This is a genomic window from bacterium (genome assembly GCA_016716565.1).
Lineage (GTDB): Bacteria > Bacteroidota > Ignavibacteria > Ignavibacteriales > Ignavibacteriaceae > IGN2.
In genome coordinates this window covers 158,319-184,663 of the sequence record JADJWC010000002.1, presented here as the reverse complement: position 1 = coordinate 184,663, position 26,345 = coordinate 158,319, and the positions used below count along the sequence as shown (strand labels likewise).

Annotated in this window: 21 protein-coding genes; 7 read left to right on the top strand and 14 right to left on the bottom strand. The window is 36.7% G+C overall.

All coding sequences use genetic code 11. The features are described 5' to 3' along the window. Window positions 1-88 precede the first annotated feature (88 nt). The gene (locus tag IPM14_07495) at window positions 89-3,364 is read right to left on the bottom strand and encodes a glycosyl hydrolase (protein MBK9097950.1); all 3,276 of its coding nucleotides are present in this window, start codon (window positions 3,362-3,364) and stop codon (window positions 89-91) included. 248 nt (window positions 3,365-3,612) lie between these two features. Next, window positions 3,613-4,935: a GTPase gene (locus tag IPM14_07490; GenBank protein MBK9097949.1), complete on the bottom strand. Its 1,323-nt coding sequence runs from the start codon at window positions 4,933-4,935 to the stop codon at window positions 3,613-3,615. A gap of 286 nt (window positions 4,936-5,221) precedes the next feature. On the opposite strand from IPM14_07490, the gene IPM14_07485 reads away from it, so the two are divergent. Then, complete coding sequence (locus IPM14_07485) at window positions 5,222-6,697, top strand: peptidase M64 (protein MBK9097948.1); 1,476 nt, start codon at window positions 5,222-5,224, stop codon at window positions 6,695-6,697. Between the two features lie 53 nt (window positions 6,698-6,750). On the opposite strand, the gene IPM14_07480 is transcribed toward IPM14_07485, so the two are convergent. The 3 genes from IPM14_07480 to IPM14_07470 form a co-directional block, all read right to left on the bottom strand. Further along, window positions 6,751-8,064, bottom strand: coding sequence for a T9SS type A sorting domain-containing protein (locus IPM14_07480; GenBank protein ID MBK9097947.1), 1,314 nt, complete (start codon window positions 8,062-8,064; stop codon window positions 6,751-6,753). A gap of 59 nt (window positions 8,065-8,123) precedes the next feature. Next, window positions 8,124-8,804 carry a hypothetical protein gene (locus tag IPM14_07475; protein ID MBK9097946.1) on the bottom strand — a complete coding sequence of 227 codons (681 nt, stop codon included), beginning with the start codon at window positions 8,802-8,804 and terminating at the stop codon, window positions 8,124-8,126. A 178-nt stretch (window positions 8,805-8,982) separates the two neighbouring features. Continuing rightward, entirely contained in the window at window positions 8,983-9,615 is a 633-nt protein-coding gene (locus tag IPM14_07470; protein MBK9097945.1) for a hypothetical protein, read from the bottom strand. Window positions 9,616-9,702: 87 nt separating this feature from the next. Between IPM14_07470 and IPM14_07465 the strand changes: the two genes are divergently transcribed. Then, window positions 9,703-10,476, top strand: a complete 774-nt coding sequence (locus IPM14_07465; protein ID MBK9097944.1) for an AMP nucleosidase — start codon at window positions 9,703-9,705, stop codon at window positions 10,474-10,476. Between the two features lie 159 nt (window positions 10,477-10,635). Here the strand turns inward: IPM14_07465 and IPM14_07460 are convergent, their stop codons facing one another. From IPM14_07460 to IPM14_07450, 3 genes are all read right to left on the bottom strand, one after another. Continuing rightward, window positions 10,636-11,232, bottom strand: coding sequence for a hypothetical protein (locus tag IPM14_07460; GenBank protein ID MBK9097943.1), 597 nt, complete (start codon window positions 11,230-11,232; stop codon window positions 10,636-10,638). 84 nt (window positions 11,233-11,316) lie between these two features. After that, on the bottom strand, window positions 11,317-12,258 hold the full coding sequence (locus IPM14_07455) for a YitT family protein (GenBank protein ID MBK9097942.1): 942 nt from the start codon (window positions 12,256-12,258) through the stop codon (window positions 11,317-11,319). Window positions 12,259-12,473: 215 nt separating this feature from the next. Then, window positions 12,474-13,442 (bottom strand): DUF2279 domain-containing protein, encoded by a 969-nt coding sequence (locus IPM14_07450; GenBank protein ID MBK9097941.1) that lies wholly within the window; start codon window positions 13,440-13,442, stop codon window positions 12,474-12,476. 188 nt (window positions 13,443-13,630) lie between these two features. Here IPM14_07450 and IPM14_07445 point away from each other — a divergent pair, with 188 nt between their 5' ends. From IPM14_07445 to IPM14_07430, 4 genes are all read left to right on the top strand, one after another. After that, window positions 13,631-14,998 (top strand): tetrathionate reductase family octaheme c-type cytochrome, encoded by a 1,368-nt coding sequence (locus tag IPM14_07445; GenBank protein MBK9097940.1) that lies wholly within the window; start codon window positions 13,631-13,633, stop codon window positions 14,996-14,998. 67 nt (window positions 14,999-15,065) lie between these two features. Further along, complete coding sequence (locus IPM14_07440; GenBank protein MBK9097939.1) at window positions 15,066-16,919, top strand: T9SS type A sorting domain-containing protein; 1,854 nt, start codon at window positions 15,066-15,068, stop codon at window positions 16,917-16,919. Between the two features lie 196 nt (window positions 16,920-17,115). Then, window positions 17,116-19,011: a right-handed parallel beta-helix repeat-containing protein gene (locus IPM14_07435; GenBank protein MBK9097938.1), complete on the top strand. Its 1,896-nt coding sequence runs from the start codon at window positions 17,116-17,118 to the stop codon at window positions 19,009-19,011. 167 nt (window positions 19,012-19,178) lie between these two features. Beyond that, the gene (locus IPM14_07430) at window positions 19,179-19,538 is read left to right on the top strand and encodes an endonuclease domain-containing protein (protein MBK9097937.1); all 360 of its coding nucleotides are present in this window, start codon (window positions 19,179-19,181) and stop codon (window positions 19,536-19,538) included. Window positions 19,539-19,679: 141 nt separating this feature from the next. Here IPM14_07430 and IPM14_07425 read toward each other — a convergent pair whose 3' ends face one another. The 6 genes from IPM14_07425 to IPM14_07400 all read right to left on the bottom strand — a co-directional run bounded on the left by IPM14_07425 (window position 19,680) and on the right by IPM14_07400 (window position 23,582). Continuing rightward, a complete protein-coding gene (locus tag IPM14_07425; GenBank protein MBK9097936.1) occupies window positions 19,680-20,792 on the bottom strand; it encodes a PP2C family protein-serine/threonine phosphatase in 1,113 nt (370 codons plus the stop codon). 104 nt (window positions 20,793-20,896) lie between these two features. Beyond that, on the bottom strand, window positions 20,897-21,340 hold the full coding sequence (locus IPM14_07420; protein MBK9097935.1) for a DUF1569 domain-containing protein: 444 nt from the start codon (window positions 21,338-21,340) through the stop codon (window positions 20,897-20,899). 23 nt (window positions 21,341-21,363) lie between these two features. Next, window positions 21,364-21,996, bottom strand: a complete 633-nt coding sequence (gene can / locus IPM14_07415; protein MBK9097934.1) for a carbonate dehydratase — start codon at window positions 21,994-21,996, stop codon at window positions 21,364-21,366. A 26-nt stretch (window positions 21,997-22,022) separates the two neighbouring features. Then, window positions 22,023-22,523 carry a DoxX family protein gene (locus IPM14_07410; GenBank protein MBK9097933.1) on the bottom strand — a complete coding sequence of 167 codons (501 nt, stop codon included), beginning with the start codon at window positions 22,521-22,523 and terminating at the stop codon, window positions 22,023-22,025. 23 nt (window positions 22,524-22,546) lie between these two features. Next, the gene (locus IPM14_07405) at window positions 22,547-23,029 is read right to left on the bottom strand and encodes a DUF2141 domain-containing protein (protein ID MBK9097932.1); all 483 of its coding nucleotides are present in this window, start codon (window positions 23,027-23,029) and stop codon (window positions 22,547-22,549) included. Then, window positions 23,010-23,582 carry a phosphatase PAP2 family protein gene (locus IPM14_07400; protein MBK9097931.1) on the bottom strand — a complete coding sequence of 191 codons (573 nt, stop codon included), beginning with the start codon at window positions 23,580-23,582 and terminating at the stop codon, window positions 23,010-23,012. Before IPM14_07400 ends, IPM14_07405 begins: the two co-directional genes overlap by 20 nt. Window positions 23,583-23,770: 188 nt before the next feature. Here IPM14_07400 and IPM14_07395 point away from each other — a divergent pair, with 188 nt between their 5' ends. Further along, complete coding sequence (locus tag IPM14_07395; GenBank protein MBK9097930.1) at window positions 23,771-26,332, top strand: response regulator; 2,562 nt, start codon at window positions 23,771-23,773, stop codon at window positions 26,330-26,332. Window positions 26,333-26,345: the final 13 nt, after the last annotated feature.

Below are 26,345 nucleotides of genomic sequence, written 5' to 3'. Positions count from 1 at the left end.
ATTATTCCAGTCTATTATTCGTGCATTCGTGGCTAATTTTATTGCTACTAATCCCGTCAAGAGTCGGGACAGGTTCACGAATTTACTTTTAATTTTTTCTCCATTCAGGAATTCTTCCCGGTGTATATGGTGCTCCTGATTTTTCTAATTCAGATTCTATTTGATTAATCGAAGCATCGATTGATTTTAAATCGCCTAAAATTTCTTCACACTTTGCTGCTGCAATATCGTAAGATTTTATAAAAGTGTTCGTCGGCGCTGCTGTCGTACTCCAAAGTGCAGCAGTAACTAAATTGACTCTGCCTTTAATAGAAGTTGGAGAGGCTCCTTCATATCTTGCTCTTAAAGGATCGCCATTTATTTTTTTATTTAAATCCCTAAGATCAGCTTCTAAACTAATAATGTTATTGTAAGTTGATGCGGGCACTTCCGCTCCATCTAAAACTGCTTTTTTAAGATAAGCGATTTTATCAACAAGCTCACCTCTGAATGCATCTGCACCTGTGATAGTTCTTGTTAGTTCAGCGACTTTTTTATTGAATGCGTCAAGAGCAATCTTGTCTTCAGCAGGCAGAGAAGTGTTGTTGAGCGATTTACAAATAAATTCTTTTGGTGCAACTAATTCAGTGAATTTCCCATCCTGAAACTTTGATAGTGAAACAAAATACTTGCCCGGAACAACCATATAACCTTTATCAGCTTCAATCCACGGAACAGAATCATCAAATGGTTCAAGTGAAATTGGAGTAGGAGAAGTATATCTGAAATTCCAAACAGTTCGGCTAACACCTTTTACAGCATCAGTTTTTATTTTACGAACAACATTTCCTGTTTCATCTGAAATTGTAAATAGAAGATAAGCTTCCGGTTCCTCCTGCTCAGCTTTTAATGTTTCATACGAAGGATATTTTATGTCTTCTTTATTCTTCTGTTTCTTCTTCTCTTCATCTCTTCGTTTCTCTTTGAGAGTTTTAAATTCATCTTTCAGATAATAAGTAAATACAGCTCCCACCTCCGGATTTGGTGCTGAATAATAACTTGCACCCATAAATGCAACACCTCTGAATCCCAATGGATTTGACTGAATAAACATTAGAGCATCTTTAACCGGAAATATTTCGGCTTCTTTTTGTAAAGTTTCTTTTGACATAAATCGAAGTGGGGAATAATCATCAAGTATAAAAACACCTCTTCCAAATGTGGAAACAACCAGATCACTTTCTCTTCTCTGAATATCAAGATCCATTACGCAGGCCGGAGGCATTCCGTTATTTATAGGTATCCATTCCTTTCCGCAATCATTAGAGAAATAAACTCCGTACAAAGTTCCGAGAAATAGGAGATTTTTATCGACGTGATCTTCGGCTATTGAATAAGTGCTTCCAAGTTCAGGAAGATTGTTATTGATCGAAAACCAGCTCTTACCACCATCAGAAGTTTTATAAATATAAGGTTTATAATCGCCGCCAACGTAATTATGGCAGGCAGCATATGCAACCAGCTTATCAAAATTTGAGGCAACGATGTGATGTATTCTTGTGTACTCGGGCAACCCTGAAGTAGTTGCTTTTGTCCAGTTTGTTCCACCGTTATTTGTAACGTGAATTAATCCATCACCGGAACCGACGAACAAAATATTTTCATCGAGAGGAGATTCAGCTATAGTTACAATTTGTGCCATTGCACTTTTACGTGCAAGCTGATCAATACTCCAGCTTTGTCCCATTAACTTTTGCATTTCCTGAGGAACACCTCTGGTTAAATCCGGACTAATTTCTTTCCACGTACTTCCTTGGTCATCGCTTCGCATTAATTTATTTCCACCAAAGTAAAGTCTTTTGTTATCTAACTTTGAAAGAATAAATCCTGCATCCCAATCGAAACGATAAGCGGTATCCGCAAAATCCTGAGGCTGGATGAAAAGATTTTCTCCGCTTCGTTTATCAAAGCGGACAAGTCCACCAAACTGTGACTGCGAGTAAATTATATTTGGATCTTTCCAGTCAACCTGTGTTTCAAAACCATCACCTGAATTTGTGAATAGCCAATCTGAATTCACAATACCGGCAGAACTTATTGTTCGTGAAGGCCCGCCGAGACTATTGTTATCCTGTGTCCCGATATAAACATTGTAAAATGGTTCGGCATTATCGGTTGTGACCTTATAAATTTCAGCAATGGGAATGTTTGATTTGAAATCCCAGTTTTTAGCTTGGTCAAAAGTTTCATAAACTCCTCCATCGCAGCCAGCACGAATGTGTTTGTTATCGTTTGGATTAATCCATAGTGCGTGATTGTCAACATGCTTTTTATCATCACCAAGATTTTTCCACGTCTTTCCTCCATCAACAGAAACCTGAAGGAATGTATCATCGCTGTAAACTCCTTCCAAGTCAATAGGATCACAATAAAGTTCGTGATAATAAAACCCAGCCGATGCATTGTAGCTATTTAGTTTCGTCCAGCTTGCACCACGGTCAGTACTTTTATAAGTCCCTTTATTTTTTTCAGTCGCTTCAACAACTGCAAAAAGATAATCAGGATTCACCGGTGAGATTGCCATTCCAATTCTTCCAACATCTTCCGAAGGTAAACCACCTTTCAATTTATCCCAGGTTACTCCATTATCAAGACTTCGGTATATACCGCTTTCAGGTCCACCATAAACTCCTGTGTATAAATTTCTCATCCTCTGATGAGCAACTGCATATAAAATATTTGAGAATCTTGGATCCATATGAACCTGGTAACAGCCTGTGTATTCACTAATCTTCAATACATTTTCCCATGTTTTTCCGCCGTCAGTTGTTTTATAAATACCTCTGTCACCGCCTGAGACTCTCGATGAACCATAAGCAGCTGCATAAACAATGTTTGAATTATTCGGATCGATTGCAATGCCACCAATCTGATGTGATTCTTTCAGACCCATATTATTCCATGTTTTCCCGCCGTCTTCACTTTTGTAAATACCATCACCAAAAATCACATTATTCTGGTTATTATTTTCACCGGTTCCGACCCAGACTACATTTGTGTTTGTCGGATCAATTTTAACACAACCGATTGCATAAGATTTATTCGCATCAAACACAGGAGAGAATGTAACTCCACTGTTGGTCGTTTTCCAAAGTGAACCGTGTCCCGAAGCAACATAATACTCACTGAAGTTAAAAGGATTTACTGCGATGTCGACTACTCGTCCTCCGGTTACCGCAGGACCAATGCTTCTGAATGAAAGTCCGGTAAGTGATATATTTTTTAGTGAATCTGATCCACTACTCTCCTGAGAAAACAGACTTGTTGAGAGTGCAAGGAAAATTATTGACACGAAAATGTTAAATAACTTTTGCATAGAAGTAATCCGAAATTATTGATGAAAAAATATTCCGCTGCAGAAGTGCATCAGCAGGAAGTATTGTATGATATATTGATTTACTGATTGTAGGAAAATTGTTTATTAAACTGTGATAAATTAAAGCAGAAAGATGTTTAATTACAATTGTTCGGAAAAAGATTTTGATGAGTGGAGTTATAAGTTGTTGAATGCTAGTTTATAAAGAATAGTTACGGATCGATCCGGCAATTGCCGGACCGTCCTGAATGCCATTTTTATTTAATTATTCTCTTTTCTCTGAGTACGCTTTCAATCGTGTTTTGCCCGATTTCCTGCAACTCATAATTAACCCGAGTGTATGGTTTGTTTATCTTGATATACCTGCTCAAATCTATCGGTGTACCGATTACAACTGAATCGCAGTCAGTTTTATTAATAGTTGTTTCAAGATCTTTCATCTGTGCAGGTCCGTAACCCATTGCAGGAAGAAGCGTACCGATATTCGGATATTTTTTGAATGTATCTGAAATTGTTTTCACTGTGTATGGTCTCGGATCAACAATCTCCCTGGCACCAAGCTTTTGCGCAGCGATTGTTCCGGCACCGTACTGCATTTCACCGTGAGTTAATGTTGGACCATCTTCAACAACCAGAACTTTTTTTCCTTTTATTACCGATGGTTTATCAACAGTAATCGGCGAGGCTGCTTCAATAATTGTTGCATCGGGATTTATCAACTTTGTGTTTTCAATTACTTCGAGGATGTCATCATTATCTGCCGAATCAATTTTATTAATAACGGCGGCATCAGCCATTCTTAATGAAGTATTTCCCGGATAGTAATAAAGCTCGTGTCCCGGCCTGTGCGGGTCAACAACAGTGAAAGTTACATCAGCTTTGTAGAATGAGAAATCATTATTTCCTCCATCCCACAAAATAACATCCGCTTCTTTTTCTGCTTCGCGAAGAATTGCTTCGTAGTCAACTCCTGCATAGATAACACCGCCGCGGGCAACGTGCGGTTCGTATTCTTCAATTTCTTCTATTGTGCATTTATGTTTTGTAAGATCGGCATAAGTTGCAAAGCGTTGAACTTTTTGCTTTGCTAGATCGCCGTAAGGCATTGGATGACGGATTGCAACAACTTTCTTTCCAGCTTCGGTTAAAACTTTTACAACTTTTCTGGAAGTCTGGGATTTTCCCGCGCCAGTTCTAACAGCTAAAACTGCGACAACTGGTTTTTTACTTTTCACTTGTGTCTCTCCTGCACCAAGAAGTCTGAATGAAACTCCAGCAGCATTTACAATCGAAGCTTTTGCCATCACATAATCAAACGGAACATCTGAATATGAAAACACAACTTCATCAACTTTTAAATCTTTAATTAATTTTTCGAGATCCTTCTCTTCGTAAATTTTTATTCCTTTGGGATAAAGTTTTCCGGAAAGCTGTTTGGGATAAGTCCTTCCCTCAATATTCGGAATTTGAGTTGCAGTGAAAGCAACTACGTTGTATGATCTGTTGTTTCTGAAGAACACATTGAAGTTATGAAAGTCGCGACCAGCCGCACCCATAATCAAAACATTTTTGCGAGCCATAAAGAATCTCCTTTGGTTTTTTGGTTGGATTAAATCTTATAAAATCATTGTCAAATTTAAGGCTTTTTGGCGAGAAAATCCGCTTTTTTGAGGAGTCAGGAGACAGAATTCAGAATCAGAATTATGAAATTATTTTTTATGCGAATTCAGAACTTAAACGCATTCCAACATACGGAATCAGGAACCTGCCTGCCGGTAGGCAAGGTCCGGTATCAAGTATTCATCTCAACTAATTTCAATATCTTTGCATTATCAAAATCGATTTATCAAAGAGAGAGGAACAAAAATGAAAAAGCTGATCATAATTGCATTCCTAACTTCAATTTTAATTTCACCTTCAATCAGTCAGGATTTCGCAAAATTCAATAAATATTTTTTGGATGAAACGATGCGGATTGATTACCACCACGTTGGTGACGCCAAAGATGAGTTCATCACTCTCGATCAGATTTACAAATACGGTATCTGGGCAGGTAGCAGAGTTCATCTCATTGATGAAATGAATCTTGGAAGATATTGCGTCAAAATTTACGATGCTGCTTCGAATCAATTAATTTACTCAAAAGGATTCGATAGTTACTTCGGCGAATACAAAACCAGCACAGAAGGATTAGAGGGTATCAAAAAAACTTTCCACGAATCAGCAATTATTCCTTATCCAAAAAATAAAATCATCTTTGTAATGGAAAGACGGGATGCTAAACAAAATCTTTTTGAATTTTTTGAAAAAGAAATCGATCCGGCTAACATTATGATCATCAGGGATCAGATAAAAGACAAGATGGTGACAGTCTACAATGAGGAAACAAATGGCGATCCGCATAACAGGGTTGATGTTGTAATTCTCGGAGAAGGCTATACAATTGATGAGAAAACTAAATTCGAAAAGGACCTCAAATATTTTACAAACGTTTTCTTTGGTTTAGAACCATACAATTCAAATCAAAACAAGTTTAATATTCATGGTGTTTACAAACCATCGGGTGACAGCGGTATTGATGAACCACCTGCAGATCAGTACAGCAATACTATTTTGAACTGTACTTTTAATTCAATGGGATCGGAAAGATATATTCTGACTGAAGATAACAAGGCTGTGAGAGATTTAGCTGCTCACGTTCCGTACGATGCAATTTATATTATGGTGAATCATCCACGTTACGGCGGCGGAGGTATTTATAATTTCTTCTGCACGTTTACCACTGATAATCAGTTCAGAGATTATCTTTTCCTTCACGAGTTTGGTCATTCGTTTTCTGGACTTGCCGATGAATATTATACGTCAGATGTTCAGTATAATGATTTTTATCCGGTTGGACTTGATCCGCTAGAGCCAAACATTACTGCACTCATTGATCCTGTAAATATCAAGTGGAAAGAATTTTTAACTCCGGGAATTGAAATTCCATCCAGATGGGACAAAGCAAAATACGATTCAATGGATTACAAATGGCAGGCAGAAAGAAGAGAGATGAATAAAAGAACTGCACAGTTAAAAAGAGAACGCCAATCTGCTGATTTAATAAAAGCTGCTGAAGATGCTTACGCAAGAAAAGATAAGGCACATTCCGATCTTGTTGATTCATACCTCAGGAAAAATGCCAACTACGGCAAAGTTGGTGCTTTTGAAGGTGCAGGTTATGTTGCGAATGGAATGTATCGACCAATGCTTGATTGCATTATGTTCTCAAAAGGGGAGCGACCATTCTGTAAAGTTTGTGAAGCACACATTGTAAAAGTAATTGAACAGTATACCGAGTAAAGCACTCAGCGTATGAGTAAGAGAAAGAGTAAGATTTATTCAGCGCCTTACTCTTATTTTAAGATAATTATTCGTTTCGTTTCATCCCAATTCTCTGCTCGAATTCTCATGAAGTATATTCCGCTGGAAAGATTATTTGATTCAAAAACTACATAATGTGTCCCAGCTGCTTGAACTTCATTAACTAATGTTCTAACATTGTTCGCCAAGCAATCATAAATGATTAGCGAAACATATGTTGCTTTAGGCAATCCATAAGCAATTGTTGTAGATGAGTTGAATGGGTTAGGGTAGTTTTGAAAAAGAGAATAATTCGATGGTTTTTTAATAGTCTCTGTAATAACGACTGGACTATCCACTTCATCAGCACCTTTATATGGTGAAATGGGATCTCTTAATTCACCATCTATATCATGAGTTATTCCGCTTATTGGAATTCCAATTAACAAACTGTCTCCAATAGAACTCCCAGTCAAATGCAAATCGGTATCAGAAATAAAAATTACATCCGTACTCACTGAATTCGGATCTCGGTTACTCAATATTTTCCATTCTTCGATATTTGAAGCATAAGTGTTTATCCACTTCCCGATATAATTATTTGAAGGTGCTACATAGTAATTATTGTAGTCATAATCTGCTGAATAATAAGGATCATTAGAATCAATAGCCAAATGTATTCCATTACCTGATGTATTCACTCTTTTATTTACAAGAATGTTATTGAGTAAATACCATGGTGGGTACAAAGAAGGATTTTCAGTCAAAGTCCAATCCCTTTTAAGGCAACTACTACCCTCAGAATTTTCACAATTTCCAAAAATGTTAATTGAATTATAGTAGAAATAATAACCAATAAATAATTCTCCCTTTAAATAAATTCCAGTAATAGATGATTGTTCATTACCTGAGAGAGAAATAAAATTATTGTCAACAACTCCGCCCCAACCTCTCAAAATCTTTATCCCATATACATCATTTGAATTTAATTCACTGGAAATCAAATCATAGATTTTACACTTACTTATTGTCACATGCCTAGCGTAACAATTAATTCCTGATAATGAATTACTTGATACTTCTAATTCATTGTGGATAATATTCCCGATTAACGACGAATTATCTGCTATGTGAATTTCTATTCCTGCTTTTTTGAAATTTTTAATTTCACAATCTATTACAGTTTGATGAGAACCACCCTGACCACTTTGGTAATCATTAAAGATTTTTATCCCAAACGAAGGTAAGTTATTATCATAATTTGCAATTAGACAATTTGCTAAAGTGTTATTAGTGTTATTGTAAGGTTTAAATGAAACCACACCATCTGTTGAACTTGTATCACTACCGAGAATGTTACAATACATAATTGAGTTGAAAGAAGAGCCATCGAGGAAAAGAATTGTACTGGAATTTAAGGATGTATTTATAAGTGATAATTCCTTCTCTTCACCAGTTCCACCCGACCTGCCATCAATTGTTGTAAAAGTACTATTGTGAAAAGTAAAATTGTTGAATTACTAATGAGATTAATATTAGTTGCACCTATGGCTGGACGAATAGTGATAGTATTATTCTGTGAACTTCCATTTATTAAAGGAATCTCTATTGGAAAAATTTCATTTGTGGGATTGTATGTACTTAATATTTCTAAAATCGTAGGTGAGCTAATCGATTGATTCTCTAAAGCTTGGAAAGCTTCTGTTATGCTATTGAAATTGCCTCCTAATCCAACTGTTAAATTGGTTGGAAGTGTATTTTCAATGACAACCAATTTTGGACCCGTGAGTAAAGAATCCGGATAAATTTGCGGTCCGGTCAAATCAATTCTATAACAATTCCCGTCAACATAGTTGCCAGCAGTTGCATCAACAGAAATATCGTAAGCTAACCAATAATAATTGGGCTCATTATTAATCAGATATTCATATGTCATATTATTTATTTCAAACAAACCAGTTGGGTTTGCAAAGGTTTCACCTATCTGATGATTGGTGTTGAAATAAGGTGATGAACCTGTAGAGAATAATTTGGCATTAACAATATCATTTAGATTGTTTGTTCCGTAGGTACTTAAGTAAAATTTTAATACTTGTGGTGGAGTCAACACTCCTCCGTCATGACTTGGAATTATAATTGCTAGAATTTTCTGATTTAGATTTCCAACAAAAACACTATCCGGCGTTTGGGTACTTTTGATCCGTAATAGTGATATAGTTGAGGTACAAAGCTAATAATCAAGTTTTCTGGTAAAAGAGAAAGGTCGTAGTTAGAATTGTTGGCAGTTACAGTTGATACAGTAAAACCATAGGGAAATGGCATCGGTGTAACGCTAATGAAGTTTCCATACCACCGATATGATTATTCATTCCAACTGAAAAGAAAGAACTGGCTGAGGTTCCCGGACCATACACGAAATCAATTGTTCCATCCAATTCCCAAATCCTAACTTGAAAACTTTTCCTAGATGTACTACTCCCATACCAGGTTAAGTCTTTCCATTGAATAACAAATATTCTAGCAGGATATTCTCCAATAGTTTCATATCTTATCTCACTTTGTGCATCAGCATACAAATCACTCCATAATGGGCAAATCAAAGGTTTCTTCACAGTACTCTCAAGTTCATTAAATGCACCAGGACCAGTGTAAGTTTGTCCCATCTCAATCCAACCATTGACAGAAATTCTCGCAGTAGAATATGTAACCCCCATGTATTCAAAAGGAAAAGGTAGGTCTATATTTTCCGCTCCATCAAATCCTGTTGCAGAACTGATTGTTCCGCCCATAATTTCTGAATAATAGTAATTTCCGTACTCGGTCGGTATGAACATATACCCAAGATAGGTAGACTGTGAGAATAATTCTGAAGAGACTAAAATGATTGTAACAAGTGATAAATAACTCAATGTTTTCACTTCTGACCCCAAGTTTTTTTTACAAACTAAATAAATAATAATTGTAAAAGCAAGGATTAGATTAATTTTGTTTATTTTTCGTTCAGAATGAAAACAAAACTTGACATAGCAAAAAACTGGCTTCCGCGTTACACGGGAACAAAGATAGATGAGTTCGGCGATTATATGCTGCTCACAAACTTCGATGATTATGTAGAGAAGTTTGCAATTAAATTTAAGACCGATATTAAAGGTCTCGGTAAGCCAATGCAGACAGCAACAAACTCAGATGGTTTGTCAATAATAAATTTTGGAATTGGTTCGGCAAACGCCGCGACTATTATGGATTTACTTTCTGCACGAGCACCAAAAGGTGTTTTATTTCTTGGTAAATGCGGCGGCTTAAAAAAATCAACTGAGCTTGGACATTTTATTCTTCCAACAGCCGCAATAAGAGGCGAGGGGACAAGCAATGATTACAAACCAGCGGAAGTTCCCGCACTGCCTTCGTTTAAACTGCACAAATTTGTTTCGGATAAAATTGTTCAACGAGGATTTGAATACAGAACAGGAGTTGTTTATACAACCAACAGAAGATTATGGGAATGGGATGATGAATTCAAAAATTATCTGCGCAAACTTTCCACTATTGCAATCGATATGGAAACAGCAACTCTTTTTATCGTTGGATTGGTAAATGAAATTCCGCGTGGTGCTTTGCTTTTAGTTTCGGATGTTCCGATGCTGCCTGAAGGAATCAAGACGGAAGAATCAGATAAAGAAGTAACTCAGAAATATTCGGATGTTCATCTTGAAATTGGAATTGAAGCAATGACCGAGATCGGTGAAAAGGGCGAGCACATAAAGCATTTTACGTTTTGAGTGTGCGAGTGGTTTCCGTTTAATCTGTCATTGCGAGGGAGGAACGACCGAAGCAATCTTTTGCTTAATATTCATATTAGAGATCACTTCGTCCGGTAAATACCGGACTCGTGATGACAGATCTTAAAAAAGTTTCCGCCTCTTAATTGATTTCTAAAATTATTCTACATCCTTATCGGTTTCTATTATAATCTTCTTCACTTTTTTACCGTCAGTTTTCTTCTCAATTGAGATATCAAAATCCTTGTTCTCAGCTTTCATCTTTTCGATATATTCGTCAGCTTCTTTTCCTGAATAAACTTCAGTTTTCTCTTCGCCATTTTCTTTTGTCGTTACAGTAACGGTTTTATTTCCGTCTTCAACTTCTACTTTTACTTTTTTCTGAATACCGTCTGACACATCATCAAAATCACCATCAGTTTTTACGATTACTATGTTATCATCATCGCTCTCAATTTCTATTTCATCACTATCTGAATCTGCATCGAGTATTATTACTTTTTTCTTTCCCGATTTGTCCTCCGAAGTATTCCACATAAAACTGTGATTTGAGCTCCGCTTTAAATTTTTAAAAAGTTTTTCAGCCTCATCACCTTCAAATGAATACTCTTTGCCATCGGCTGTGATAGTGATCTTATCGACTGAACCTTCAATTTTGTTTAATTTTTCTTTTAGGTTTTCCTGTGCATTTGCGTTAGTGAAGATGAAGAATAAACTAAGGCAGCCAAGCATTAATTTTAGATAAAATTTTCCCATTTGATCCTCCGATTGTTAAAGACAAAATAGAATTATAAATTTCAGACGTTTGCGAGAGAAGTATGTTCCGTTGGATATAAAAAACTAAATTCTTCTTCTGAATCCTTCTCCCAATACTTCGTGAACATTATTGACTGTAACAAAAGCTTGAGGGTCAATTTGCTTAATTGTATGTGTAAGTTTTCCGAGTTCTCTTAAAGCCACAACGGTAAAAATAATTTCTCTGTCAACATTTCTATAAAGACCACGGGCTTTAACAGCCGTTGCTCCTCTGCTAAAATCCTTCATAATTACTTTGGCAATTTCATCGTTTTTATCAGAGATTATATATGCAGCACGAGCATAATCAAAGCCATCAATGATCGCATCGACAAGTCTGCCCGAAACAAAAAGCAGAAACAAAGCGTAAAGTGTAAGTGTCATTGCACTTCTGTCACCAGCAAGATCTTTTAGTTCTATTATAAATCCTGCAATTACAATTACGAAGAAATCAATTATCATAATTGCCATTCCTGGTTTGATGCCGAATCTTTTTTGCATTATCGCCGCGACAATATCACTTCCAGCAGTTGATCCTCTGAATTTGAAAACCAGACCTAATCCAATTCCAAGTAGTGCAGCACCGAGCAAAATCAAAAATAGAAAATCATCTTGTCGCAGTCTCATTATTGTTTCGGTGTTTTGAAGCTGAATAAAACTGAATCCCGGAAGTTCACCCCTAAAGAAATCGATAAAGAATGAATTCAAAGTAAATCCAAAAAATGTTCTTGCACCGAACTGTGTCCCGAGCTCTTTCACTCCCCAGATGAATAGTGGAATATTAAGAAGCCAGATAGTAACACCAATCGGGAATGCACCGCCTGTCAGATAATAAATTGCCATTGATAATCCACTGACACCTCCTGGTACAACTTTAGCATCAACAAGAAAAATTCCAATACCGAGTGCCATAATTGCGGCACCGATTGTGATAAAAATATAATCTCTAAAAGCTTTTTTGTTGAATTGATTTTTTTTTGCATCCATTACTGACATTTTTAATCCCTTCCAATAAATATTTTTTATTGAAAGTAAATATCAGTAATAAATCAGTAAACTAATATTGCAGTGAGCACAGCTTGTAAGGATTGCGTTAAAAGTGTGTTATTAAAAATAAAATCCGAACCACGTTCCCTGTGGTGAAAAGCGAATTGTCGGCATAGGCAGACGGAGGAAGTTAACTTCACTCACAATAAATTTCATCAGTCCGGAATCTCCCCAGATTGGTAATTTTCTAAGATCAACATCGAGTCCGAAGAAATATTCCTGGTATCCGCCCCATGGATTAATTCCGATATCTTTGCACTGACACCGAAAGCAAGCCCAAGCGGTGCAAGCCATTCAGGGTAAGTTTTCTTCCAACTATCTGGAAAATAATGATGTGGATTTACTGTTACCCAAAAAGTCATCCCTTCATAATCTTCAATCAGAGCTTTTGGATCACGATTGTATCTCATCTCTTTCCAGGCATCGGATTTATGCCAGCTGAATTTTGGATGAATTCCGCCAAGCAGATCATAGTTGAATTGCTGAAGCACATAGAATGTTGAGCCTGCGGTATTTGCAAGCATATCACCCCAGCTAAAGCCCCATTCAGCCATAAATGCATCGTTCAACTCAATCTCAAGCATCCACAACCATCCGGTCAATGCACCAAGCCAGACAGAAGTGTTGCCTGACATTCCTGACCAGCGATAAATTTTTCCGGAAAGATCACTTGTAAAGTATGCATCAGTAAAGTGACCGAACTTATCCATCTGCTGGTATTTTCCCCAATCCTCAACTAAATCGAGTGAATGAAAGCCTGTTGTTTTTTCGCTATACCAGATATCCATCTGATAATCAAGTGCAATGAGATTTGCAGCAAGCATCAGTCCGCCGATAGAACTTAATCTCAAATAGTCGATGTCGGAATTTGCTCTCCAAATTGTACCATCGATCAAAGGGCTTTCGCTGTTTACAAAAATTGGTTGACTTGCCATCGCAAGTTTCATTTTGGGTGATGCATTTATTTCATTATCAATTAGTGTTGAAAAATAATGATCGGAATAAATGCTTGCCGATGAAGAAAATATTGGAGATCCGGGATGTGGTATTGTAGAATTCTGAGCAAGTACAACAGATGAGGATAAAAGCAAATAAAGCAGCAATATGTTTTTTATTATTTGCACAGTTGTGAATAATTATTTCTTAAAACTTATTCCAAATAACTGTGAATTGCAATATTTATTCCACTGAAACTTCTGCAATAACTCTTGTTTCTTTAATAAATAAAAGAAATTAAGATACTTTTAACCTAAAAAAGTTGGTAAATTTCTCTTAATAATTTTTCATAATAATTGACAAATATTAAATCTATATGAAAAAGTTGTTTCTCATCCCACTGCTGATTATTTCCCAATCATCATTTTCCCAGGATCATAAAGAAAACGTTTCCGGACCTTATGATTCACCAATGGATGTCACTGCTGAATGTCTGATGTGTCACGATGATATGGGAGAGCAAGTGTTGCAATCCAATCATTGGAACTGGCTTTCGAGTGCAACATCGGCCAAATTCAAACCAGAGTTAGTTAACGGGAAATATGTACCGATAAATAATTTTTGTTTGTTTGTCACTGATAGTTCAAGTCAGTGTGTATCCTGCCATGTTCCATTTGCAGGAATGGATGAATCATTTGAGTTTAATTCAGCGGAAAATATTGATTGTCTTGTTTGTCATGATCAAACGGGTACTTACAAGAGATTGCCGTTCGGTTCAGGAATTTCTGAAGCAGATGTTGACTTACTTGCAGTGGCTCAAAGTGTTGGTAAACCAAAAACAGAAAATTGTGCGACCTGTCATTTCAGTGGAAGCGGGGGAGTTCTTTTACGAAGCGGAGCGATGGATGCAAGTCTTCTCAGTCCGTCCGAAGAAATTGATTATCATCTCGGCGGATTGGGATTCGGTTGTTCCGATTGTCACGAAAGTGAAGCGCATAATATCTCACTTAAAAATGAAGCAGGAGAAAGTCCTGTAGCTTGCGAAAATTGTCACGATGCAAATCCTCACAAAAAGGAAAACTTGAACAATCATTCATCAGCGGTTGCGTGTCAAACCTGTCATATTCCAACTTATGCAAGAACAGAACCAACAGTTACTTTCTGGGATTGGTCAAAAGCAGGTGAAGACAGGGAATCAACAAAAGATGAATACGGTCAGGAAACTTACTTTAAAAATTTCGGCGAACTCGTATGGTCAAAAAATATAAAACCGGAGTATTACTGGAGTGATGGTTCTTCAGATTATTATGAGCTTGGTGAAAAAATTGAAAAGTCAAAAGTGATTGACATAAACAAACCAGCAGGTAAAATTTCAAATCCAAAATCAAAAATTTCTCCTTTCAAAGTTGTTAAATCTAAACAACCTTACGATCCTGTAAATAAAAATCTTATCATCCCGAGAATTTTTGGAGAAGAAAGTTACGCAAGTACATCTGATTGGGTCACTGCGTCGACAAGAGGAATGCAGCAGATAAATCAGGAATTTTCCGGTACGGTAGATTTCATTGAAACAAAAATGTACTGGCCAATCAATCATATGGTGATGAGTGCAGACAACGCTCTTAAATGTACTTCCTGCCACGGAAAAGGCGGTGAAGGATTGCTCAACTGGAAAGAACTTGGATATCCTGACGATCCAATGAAAAAAGGCGGACGGGTTAAAAACAAATTGATAAAGGAATAAAACTTTTATAGATCTATCAGATATTTATTAACAATTAAATTTAAACTAAATTTCAACAGGAATCAGAATGAAAAAAATTCTTAACATTTCTCTTCTTATTGTATTGTTAACTTCGGTTAATCTCTTTTCTCAGTATCCAAATATACTGGTTGATAACAGCGGCAGTCCAAACGAAGTTACGATTGCCATCAATCCTCTTAATCCGAATATACTTGCCGCAGGAGCAAACATTAATTGTTTTTATCGCTCAACTAATGGCGGATTAACCTGGACGGAATCTCAAATGGTTTCAAGTTCTCTCGGAGTCTGGGGCGATCCCGTCGTCTTATTTGACAGCCTTGGTAATCTTTATTATTCACATCTTTCTAACCCGATATCAGGCTGGTGGATTGATAGAATAGTTGTGCAAAGGTCAACTAATAACGGACTCAGCTGGAATGGTGGAGTAGGAATTTATCAGGGTATCTCACCTCAAGCACAGGATAAGGAATGGCTGGCGGTAGATCATTCGCAATCTCCATACAGGGGAACAATATATGCCACGTGGACTGAGTTCGATGACTATGGCAGTTCAAATCAGTCGGATAGTTCGAGAATAAGATTTTCAAAATCAACCGATTATGGTTTATCATGGAGCCCGACAAAAGTAATAAGTGATGTCAGTGGAAATTGTATAGACAGCGATCATACAACTGAAGGTGCAGTTCCTTGTGTTGGACCAAATGGCGAAGTTTATGTTGCGTGGGCTGGTCCGGTTGGAATCGTATTCGATAAATCACTTGATGGTGGTCAAACTTGGGGACAGGATATTTTTGTTTCCGATATTCCCGGCGGTTGGGATTTTGAGGTTTCAGGAATTTACAGATGCAACGGACTCCCGATTACAATGTGTGATATCAGCAATTCACCTTACAGAGGAAATGTTTATGTGGTTTGGTCAGATCAGAGAAATGGTGCAACTGATACTGATATTTTTATGGCAAGATCAACAAACGGTGGTAATACGTGGACTTCTCCGATAAAAGTCAACAACGATAACACAACCCGTCATCAGTTTTTTGTTTGGTCAACCATTGATCCTTCAACCGGTCATTTATGGTTTGTTTTTTATGATAGAAGAAACACAACCGGTGCTGCAACCGATGTCTTTGTTGCAAAATCAACTGACGGCGGCGCTACTTTTGATAACTTCAAGATCAGTGAAAGTTCTTTTACACCAACATCCGGAGTATTCTTTGGTGATTACACAAACATTGCGGCTTTAGATGGAAAGATTTATCCGATATGGATGCGGCTTCAGACCAGTCTGAGTGTTTGGGTTTCAATCATTGAAGACTCAATAACAATTCCGGTTGAGCTGAATAATTTTGCTGCAAATGCAGAAGACGGAAAAGTCTTTTTATCCTGGCAGACTTCAAGTGAACTAAACAACCTCGGATTCTATATTGAAAGAAGAGATTTGAATCAAGCAGAAGAAGAGAGTGAATGGATTGAAATTGGATTCGTTGAGGGACACGGCAACTCAACCGAAAGAAATTTATATCAGTTTGAAGACAGACTTTTCTATGACGGAACATATCACTACCGTTTGAAGCAGGTTGATTATGATGGTGCTGTAAATTATTCAAATGAGCTGGAAGTGAATTTATTTACTGTGAAAGAATTTGCACTCAGTCAGAACTATCCCAATCCGTTCAACCCAACAACAACAATTAGCTTCCAACTGCCTGAAGCTTCATATATTACATTGAAAGTATTCGATGCATTAGGAACAGAGGTTGCAACAGTAGCAGAAGGAAAATATCCTGCAGGAGTTCACGAAGTTAATTTTAATGCTGAAAAACTGAGCAGCGGATTGTATTTGTACAGAATTATTTCCGGCAGCACCGAGCTGACGCGAAAGATGATGCTGATTAAATAAAAATTTAAAAATAAAAATCCCCTCCTCTTTGAGGAGGGGTGTCCGGCAATTGCCGGACGGGGTGGTGTTTAGTTAAAAACACGATAATGATTTTTCTCCCTCCACCCCTTCGTCCCCTCCTCTGGCAGGAGGGGAATAGTGTTATTACTCTTTTATTTTAAAAAATATTTATATAAACGAATTTGAGAGTGTGCACTTGAACGACTACAAAAAATATTACCAAACTCTCTTCCTGATTTTATTTTTCCTTCTTATCGCTTACAGCTTACCGCTTAACGCTACGATTAGATTTGTCAGCAAAACCGGAAGCAGCATACCACCCTACACAAGCTGGGAAACCGCCGCAGACAGCATACAAAAGTGTATTAACATTTCTGTCTTTGGCGATACCATTTATGTTGCCAACGGAGTTTACCAAGAACAGGTTGTGATGATACCGGGGTTAGCACTCATTGGTGCAGGAACAGATTCCTGCGTCGTGGATAGCAGGATTTACCCTCCTTCTGGCAATAAAACAATTACGATGAAAGATTCTTGTCTTGTGACAGGGTTCTATATTCGAACTTCTAATGACTTTAATTATGGATATGGTATTTACGCAACAGGACAAAATGGGTTGATAACAGAAAACAAATTTTCTAATTCTAATACAGGTATTTTGCTTTGGTTCTCCGATATTCAAGCTTATAGAAATTATTATTTCAATCTACGAATTGGTGTTTTATTATATAATTCTAATTCTAGAATAAGCAGAAATGATATTTTTACATTAGCCGAGACACTCGGTGAAGGTATTTATATAACAGCTGATAATTCAAATTATAAACCGGTAATAGATTCTAATTATATTGAAACTAAAAGTAATGGTATAACTAAATCACCCGGTACCAGATCAACAATAACAAACAATATAATAATTCTGAAAGGTGGTATTGATGGCATTTTCCTGCATAGTTTTGCTTCAGACTCTAACTGGGTATTCAATAATAAAATTTATGCAGAGCAGGGAATAGATGCAATTTATACGAATGGAAGCAATCATCTATATATAGTCAATAACTATGCGACAGGGAACTTTCAAGATTTGGAATATGTGATTAGTATTGGTCCCAATCATTCTGTAAAAAATAATGTTGTTACGAATGCAGAAAGAGGAATAGAAGCCTGGGGCACACAGAATCTGATTTTTAAATACAACAACGTATGGAATAACGATATTAATTATTATGGCTTCACACCAGACACAACAAACCTCTCAGTTGACCCGATGGTAGTAAATGATGACACAACACAAGGAGATTTGGATTTTCATCTTGAGAAATATTCACCTTTAATAGATGCAGGCGATCCAACAATTCTTGACAGAGACGGAAGCAGAAGCGACATCGGGCTTTATGGTGGTCCTTACGGCTGGACATATACTTATGAGGATTTGGCTCCCCGCCCTCCTCATAATGTAACTGCCACGATAGAAGAAGGACTTGTAAAACTAACCTGGAATAAAAACACAGAAGCAGATTTCTCTCATTACAGGATTTACAGGGATACAGTTACAATTCTTATCTACGATTCAACAAAAATGATAGCAGAAACACCGGATACATTTTACTACGATCAGCTTCCACCGGTAAACAAAGAGACAAGATTTTATTATGTGATAACAGCATTCGACAACCAGGGAAACCAGAGCTATCCGAGTGAAGAGATAAATGTATTGGTAACAGGATTAGGAGAACATCCTCCAAAAGGATACGACGGATACAGACTTCTGGCAAATTACCCGAATCCATTTAATCCATCCACAAAAATTCCATACAGGTTAAAAGAAAGGGGACACGTTAGACTAAGTATTTATGATTTGAAAGGAGAGTTGGTAAGAATACTAGTGAACGAATGGCAGGAGAAAGGATATTATGAAGTAGTCTTTCAGCCGAATGCAGAAGACAAAAGTAAGATTACAAAGTTTGAAGTGATGATGGGAAAAACATACAGTCATATGTCAAGCGGAATGTATATTTATTCGATACAAGTAATAGACGAAAGAAATATACCTGTGTTCACCGATTCAGAAAAGATGATACTTCTCAAATAATAATTATAAAATAAATTAATATCCCCTCCTCATTTATGAGGAGGGGTGTCACGAAGTGACGGGGTGGTGCTTATACTTAAAACTCAATAACTACTTTTTCTCCCTCCACCCCTTCATCCCCTCCTCGGAGAGGAGGGGATAAACCTGCACTTTTTATAATTTTAAGTATGAAGACTTTTAACAGAAAGAATCTGAAGGATAAAAGAAAACATCTTCGAAACAATGCAACCCAAGCTGAAGCATTTCTGTGGGGATACTTGAAGAACAGTCAGTTTGAAGGAAGAAAATTCAGAAGACAGTCAAGCGTAAAAAATTTTATTGTTGATTTTTACTGTCCGGAAGAAAAACTGGTTATTGAACTCGATGGAGATTTTCACTTCGACGAAAAAGCAATTAAAGATGACGAGAATAGAACAAAGCAGATTGAAGCTGAAGGAATAAAAGTAATCAGATTTGAAAATCAGGAAGTATTATTAAATCTTGATAAAGTGCTTAAAGAAATAAAAAGCCATTTCAGAAAAGAATAATAAAATAAAACGTTATCCCCTCCTCTCTGAGGAGGGGTGTCCGGTAGTTGCCGGACGGGGTGGTGTTTAGTTAAAAATTCGGAAATAACTTTGTCGCACCACCCCTTCGTCCCCTCCTCGGAGAGGAGGGGAGTGGAAATTTCAAACCTTCTTCAAAATCGCAAGAGTTAAATCATCGTGTGCTGGCACTTTTCCCCTGAAGAAGTCTACATTTTCAATTATCATCTCTCCGAGCTGCCGGGAAGTTAAATAGTGTTTCTTATTCAGTAGATCAATCAGCCTTTTCTCTTCAAAGAAATCACCTGAAACATTTTGTGCTTCAGTCAATCCATCGGAATAAATCAACATAAATTCATCTTTTTCAAGAGAAATACTTTTTTCTGAGAAATCAGCATTAATCATTAATCCAAGTGCCGGCGATTCTTTACTTAACTTTATGATTTGTTCCTTCTTAACAACCAAAGGAGGATAATGTCCGGCATTAATAAAATTAATCTCACCGGATGAATTTGATATCTCAGTATAAACAAGTGAAGCGAATATTTTGGAAGGACTATCTCTGTAAAAAATCGAATTTAACTTTTGACACATTCTACTCAAAGGAAGCTGATCATAAATTATTGCGCGGATAGTTGATTGCAGCTTTGCCATCAGCAGTGCAGCACTCAATCCTTTGCCAGCAACATCACCGACAGCAACACCAAATTTATTTTCTCCAACCTGAATAAAATCAAGTAAATCACCTCCAACATCATTCGCCGAACGAGTGAACAGCCAGATATCCCATCCATTTACTTTTGGTGATTGTTCCGGCATCAATGCCTGCTGGATTGCTCTGCCTTCCTCAAGCTCTGTTTTTGCCAATAGTTTATCTTTTAATTCAAGCGCAAGTATGAATAAAAAAATTATTCCGACAAGTATAGCTGATATATTCAAGGACAGTGTTGTCTCACTTCCATCTGTTTGGATGTTTCCAGATGTTATTAATACTATTAACCCTATGAAAAAAAGAATTCTTCTGAACGGAGTCAGCCGGAGATACATCGCTTTTAGGAGCCACCACGGAAGAACAAAAAATTTCTTAAATGCGTTCATGCTCTCAAGCTTTTTCTTCCGCTCTTCAGTCAGAAAATATTGCTTCAGATCTTTATACTCGGATTTGAATTCTTCTTTGATTTTTGTCTGCCGGAAATCGCTTCGGATAGTTTGCCGGATTCGGGGTTCGGATTTTTGAGATGTATTGTAAGTATTCATCGGAAAACTTTTTTTGTTCTTACCAATACTAAAATAATAATTGATGGAATGAAAGCAGTTATTAATAAAACGTCAAACCTGATGAGGAAGGGAAGCAGGGTTGTTTAATCGGATATTCCAAACTGGGAAAGGTGATGCTTAAAATGTTTCTTATGGAAAATATCCCATTCATCTTTCGTCAGGTAACCAAATACCGGATGAATGGTTTTTGTCGAAGGATTTGTTTCGAAAAATTTGTTGTATCTCATTAAAACGCTTTCAATTTCTTTGATTGCTGATTGGAGATCATTGAATTTAAGATTCAATAAATCAGGACCAATAGCAGGATTCATAAATTCTTTTGGAAATTCTCCATCCCGAAAGAACAATCTTTTAAGTACAGGAATTTTTCTTTCTTCGGTGTAAACCTTCACTTCAATTTCATTAATACTTGCCTGAACAGCAATAAACAGATGCTCAACCATATGCTGCGGAGTCATCTTTCCCCATAGTGCTTTCTGTTCCGGGTTAAGATTATTCAGTGAATTAATTATTTCCTTTGGATTCATTTTTAATTTTGTTTGAATAGTTCTTATACTGCTTTTGTTTTAGCTTCCATTAATTCGTTTGAGTTCGATATACAAACATCAAGATCTTGCAGCAATCCATCTTTAATGTCATAAATCCAACCATGAATAGTGAGTGATTGTTTCTTTTGCCAGGCATTCGGAATAACACTTATATTGCAAACGTTGAATACCTGTTCAATCACATTTAATTCACAAAGTTTTTTAAGACGGTAAGAATATTCTTTTCCTGAGTCAATTAATTTGGCGTGTTTATGCCTAATGATTTTTAAATGCGAAAGCCAGTCATCTGTGATTCCCAGCTTAGTGCCTTCCAATACTGCTTTTACTCCTGCACAGCCGTAATGACCGCAGACAATAATGTTTTTTACTTTTAGGATTTCAACCGCAAACTGAATTACACTCACGCAGTTGAGGTCGTTATCAACCACAAGGTTTGCCAAATTTCTGTGAACAAAAAGTTCACCTGGAGCTAATCCAACAATTTGATTTGCAGGTACTCTACTGTCGGAACAGCCAATCCACAAATATTCCGGCGTCTGCTGATGGACGAGCCGATTAAAAAAATCAGGATCGGATTGTGTCTGGCTTAATGACCATCTGCGATTGTTCTCAAATAGTTGCTTTAAAGATTTCATAAATATGGTTTAATACCTGCTAGTTTTTATTCATTTGATTTTAGCAAAACTTTGTAGTCACTCAAAATTCCTCCACCTCTAACTGTGGCACCAATAACCAGACCCGCGCCAATCAGAACAAGATTTTTCACAATATATTGACCTTCGAGAGTTAAACCGTATGGGAAAACCGTCCACACTTTTTCAGGAAGAATGAGAAGAGGTAATGCTGTTCCCGGCATTTGCAGGAATAAAAGAAGAATTGTAAAGCGAAGAAATTTTCCTGTGATCAATCCTATGCCGATTAAAGATTCCCAAGTTGCAAGCACAGGAAGAAATAAATCAGGATCAACAAAATAGACTGTGTTCCTAACCAGATCTTCAGCCGGGCTTAAACCATGAAAAAATTTTAATATGCCAAACCAGAAAAAAACTATTCCAAGACTTATCCTCAGAACTAACAATCCGTAATTAGCCATCCAGCCCGTTAGTTTTTTGTCGAGCTTTGAAAAGAATTTTTCTACTATTTTTTCTTCAATTGAAGACATAATCTCACAAGAATAATTAATATTTAAAGAAACGAATCTACTTCAATTTCTATTGTCATTTCAGGTTTATTGAAAATAAATTTTGCTTTTTCCCAGGAAGGTGGTCCAAACCAGTCTGAAGCATCGTTTGAATATCCATAATCTTCTGTCGGTATACCGAGAAAGTTAGTATCAATTTTTTCATTTTCATTTTCATCATGGAACACTCTCACAGCGTACTCACCGTACGATAAGGAATCTATTTCAACGACAACTTTTTTATTAATTATCGGTAAAACCTTTCCGATCCAAACAGAGTCTTCTCGCTCATAAACTGATTTTGAATTATCCAGTGCAAACCTGCAATTGCCTTCCTCGTTTGAGAAACCTGTGATGATGACAATAAGGTTTCCAAAACTTTTTTGTGTCTCCTGACCAAAATTTAAACCAGTGTACAAACAAATTATCATAACAGCCGAGAAAAAAAATAATCGCTTGAAAACAATTTTATTGTGATGAAACAGCATTTGATCTCTTTTGAAAATATTCATCAGTTTTTATCGCCGCAATTGAGAACAAGTAGCCAAACCCGGCACCGATTAATGCACCACCGATAACATCTGAAGGATAATGAACACCGAGATAAATCCTCGACAGAGAAACTAAAGTCGCCACAACTAAAAATGTCCATTTGTATGCAGGGAACAATCTTAATAGAAATACAGCTGCCGCAAAATTATTAAGTGCATGGTTCGATGGAAATGAAAATCCTCCTGCGCAACCAACAGGCGTTATTGCATCAGCAAGAGCATTGCACGGTCTTATTCGCTCGATAGATTCTTTGAGTAATCTGTAACCAGTCTGATCCGTAACAATGATCAAAAGAATTAATCCGATGACGGCAATCTTGCCTTTTCTTCCGCCTTTAAAGAAAGCAATTCCAACAAGAATAACATAAGCTATATACCACTTATTTACATCTGTAATTATGGAAAAGAACTTATTCAAAAATCCGGTAGAAATGGTATGATTGAAGAAGTAAAATATTGATAAATCTATTGAATACAGGAAGTCCATGATGGCATTAAATGTGAAGAATAATCTTGATAAAATTTAGTGACATAACGATTTATACTTGCTGATTAAGGCAATAATTGAACTCAATAAATATAAATAAAGGCTCTCAATTTACCTCGGCTATAAGCTCTTCAATTTTTGAATTTATTTTTAAGAATAAATTCCCGCTCTCAAAAGAGAAATACAAGGAGTTGATAGAGCAACTTGAACGCCTGCTTTATGTACCGCTGCGTATTATGGCTGTGCTGGTAGCACTGTTCGGATCATTCGCTATGATATTAGAAGTGCGATACTTTCCGGAGAATTCAATTGAGATTTACTTTATCAGACTCTCTTCAACACTGATAGCATTTTTGGTACTTGCAACATCCAGTAATGGCACATCGGTTAAAAGATCGATTTTTCTAATTCATTTACTATTACTAAGCATTATCATCTCATCCGGCTTGATGATTTATCTATTACCGTCAACAATTCTGGTTAATTCCAGTATAGTTGGTTTGATGATATTTTCTTCCGCACTTTTTTTAAGCTGGGAGATTAAACACCAGATAATTGTAGCAATATATTATAACCTGACTTTCGCCGCCTCAATACTTTTCAACAATCACAGCATTTACTTCCTTCCAAATATGAAAGAATCTGTGATATTTGTTTTGTGCCTCAGCGTGGTATCTATTGTTGCCTGTGCAGTCAATTTCAGGATGCGTTTTTTTCTAGCCGAACGAAATCTTCAAATAGAACAATCGGATCAGAAATACAGAGCGATTATTGATAACTCACTTGAAGGAATATTCCAATCAACCGCTGAAGGTAAATTGCTCACTATCAATCAGACTTTTACAAAAATACTCGGCTATTCTAACAGTGTTGAGTTAATGGAAAAAAATATTAAAGAACTTTATGCTGATCAGGAAGACAGGAATAAACTTATAAAAGAATTGATGACAAATAGTAAAGTTGAGAATTACAGAGTAAGATTAAAAAAGAAAGACGGATCAATTGCCGTAGTGCGACTGAATGACCGAGTTGTTAAAGATGAATTTGGAAATATTTATTTCGAAGGTAACATTTATGATATCACTGAACAGGTTAAAATAGAAGAAGACAGAAAATTAGTTGCTAAAATGTTGAAAGAGGAAAAAGAGAAGAATGAAAAACTCGCTAAGGAAGCTATCAGGATCAGCGGAACAAAGAGTAAATTCCTGGCAAATCTCAGCCACGAAATCAGAACTCCAATAAACGGAATTTTAGGATTTCTCTCCTTGATTGAAGCCGGTGCATATTCAAGTGAAGAGGAATTAAAATTCTTTTCAACAAATGCACGTCAATCATCTGAATCATTACTGGATATTATAAACTCGGTCCTCGACCTTTCAAAAATTGAAGCCGGAAAAGCCAAAGTAGAAAAAGTCAGATTCAATTTGATTAATGTGGTAGATCAATCTATTTCCGTTGTATCATTAAAAGCGAACGAGAAAAATGTAAGGATCAAAAAGGAAATTCCTGCAGAAATTGATTCTTTATTGATTGGCGATATGGTAAAGCTCCGGCAGATAATGATCAACTTATTGAACAATGCCGTGAAATTCACATCGGATGGTGAAATCATAATAGCTGCAAAAACAAAAAGAAAAAGCAATGATGAAGTCGAAGTTTCAATTTCTGTTACTGACACAGGTATCGGAATTCCTGAATCGAAAATAAAAGAATTGTTCAAACCTTATTCTCAGTTAGGTGATTTTTATGAATCATTCGCTCATGGTACGGGACTAGGATTGGTAATAAGTAAGGAATATGTGGAACTTCTCGGCGGTAAAATTAGTGTTACCAGTAAAGAAGGTGAAGGAAGCTCTTTCAGCTTTACAATCAATTGCAGGATTCAGACCGAGCGTGATGCATTAACTGAAGGTCAGATTGAAAAAGAAACATTTGAAAATCAGTTTCTCGGCAGTATTGAAAGCTTCCGTGGAAACGGATTTAAAAAGAAACGTGAAAAATTTAATATTCTTCTTGCAGAAGACAATCTCATAAACCAAAAAGTAACCATGAAAATATTAAGCACCTTTGGTTTTAATGTTTCTGCGGTATGCGATGGAATGGAAGCTGTGAATGCAGTATCAAACGGTAGCTATCATCTTGTTCTTATGGATTTACAAATGCCGAACGTAGATGGGTTTACTGCAACGGAAAAAATCCGTTCATTCCCAAATTCCAAACGTGATATTCCTATTATTGCACTCACTGCTCATGCACTTATGGGTGATAAAGAAAAGTGTTTGAATGCCGGGATGACAGATTATATTTCAAAGCCGGTATCCGGTCAGGAACTTGTAAAAAAAATAGATGTGTTGCTTGATATCCGTAAAGACGAAAATACTTCAGTCGTTAATGAGCCTCAGCACAAGCATAGTCCTGTTCTGGACAAGGACAGGTTGAAAAATGTTAGTCTTGGAGATAAGGAATTCGAAAAAGATCTGCTCCTGTCTTTTCTATCAGATCTGGATGATAAATACAATCACCTTAATGAACTGCTGGCAAATCACGACCTGGCGAAAATAGTTGAGACTGTTCACTCAATTAAAGGTTCGAGCTATTCAATAGGTGCGATACAAGTTGGTGATGAAGCTTATGCGATCGAACTTTCAGGGAAAAATAAAGATTGGGTGAATATAAATGCGAGAATAGAAAGGTTTAATAAAATCATAGAAGAGACTAATAAGGAAATTCAGAACTACATCAACCAAAACTAAAAAGCCCTCTCGA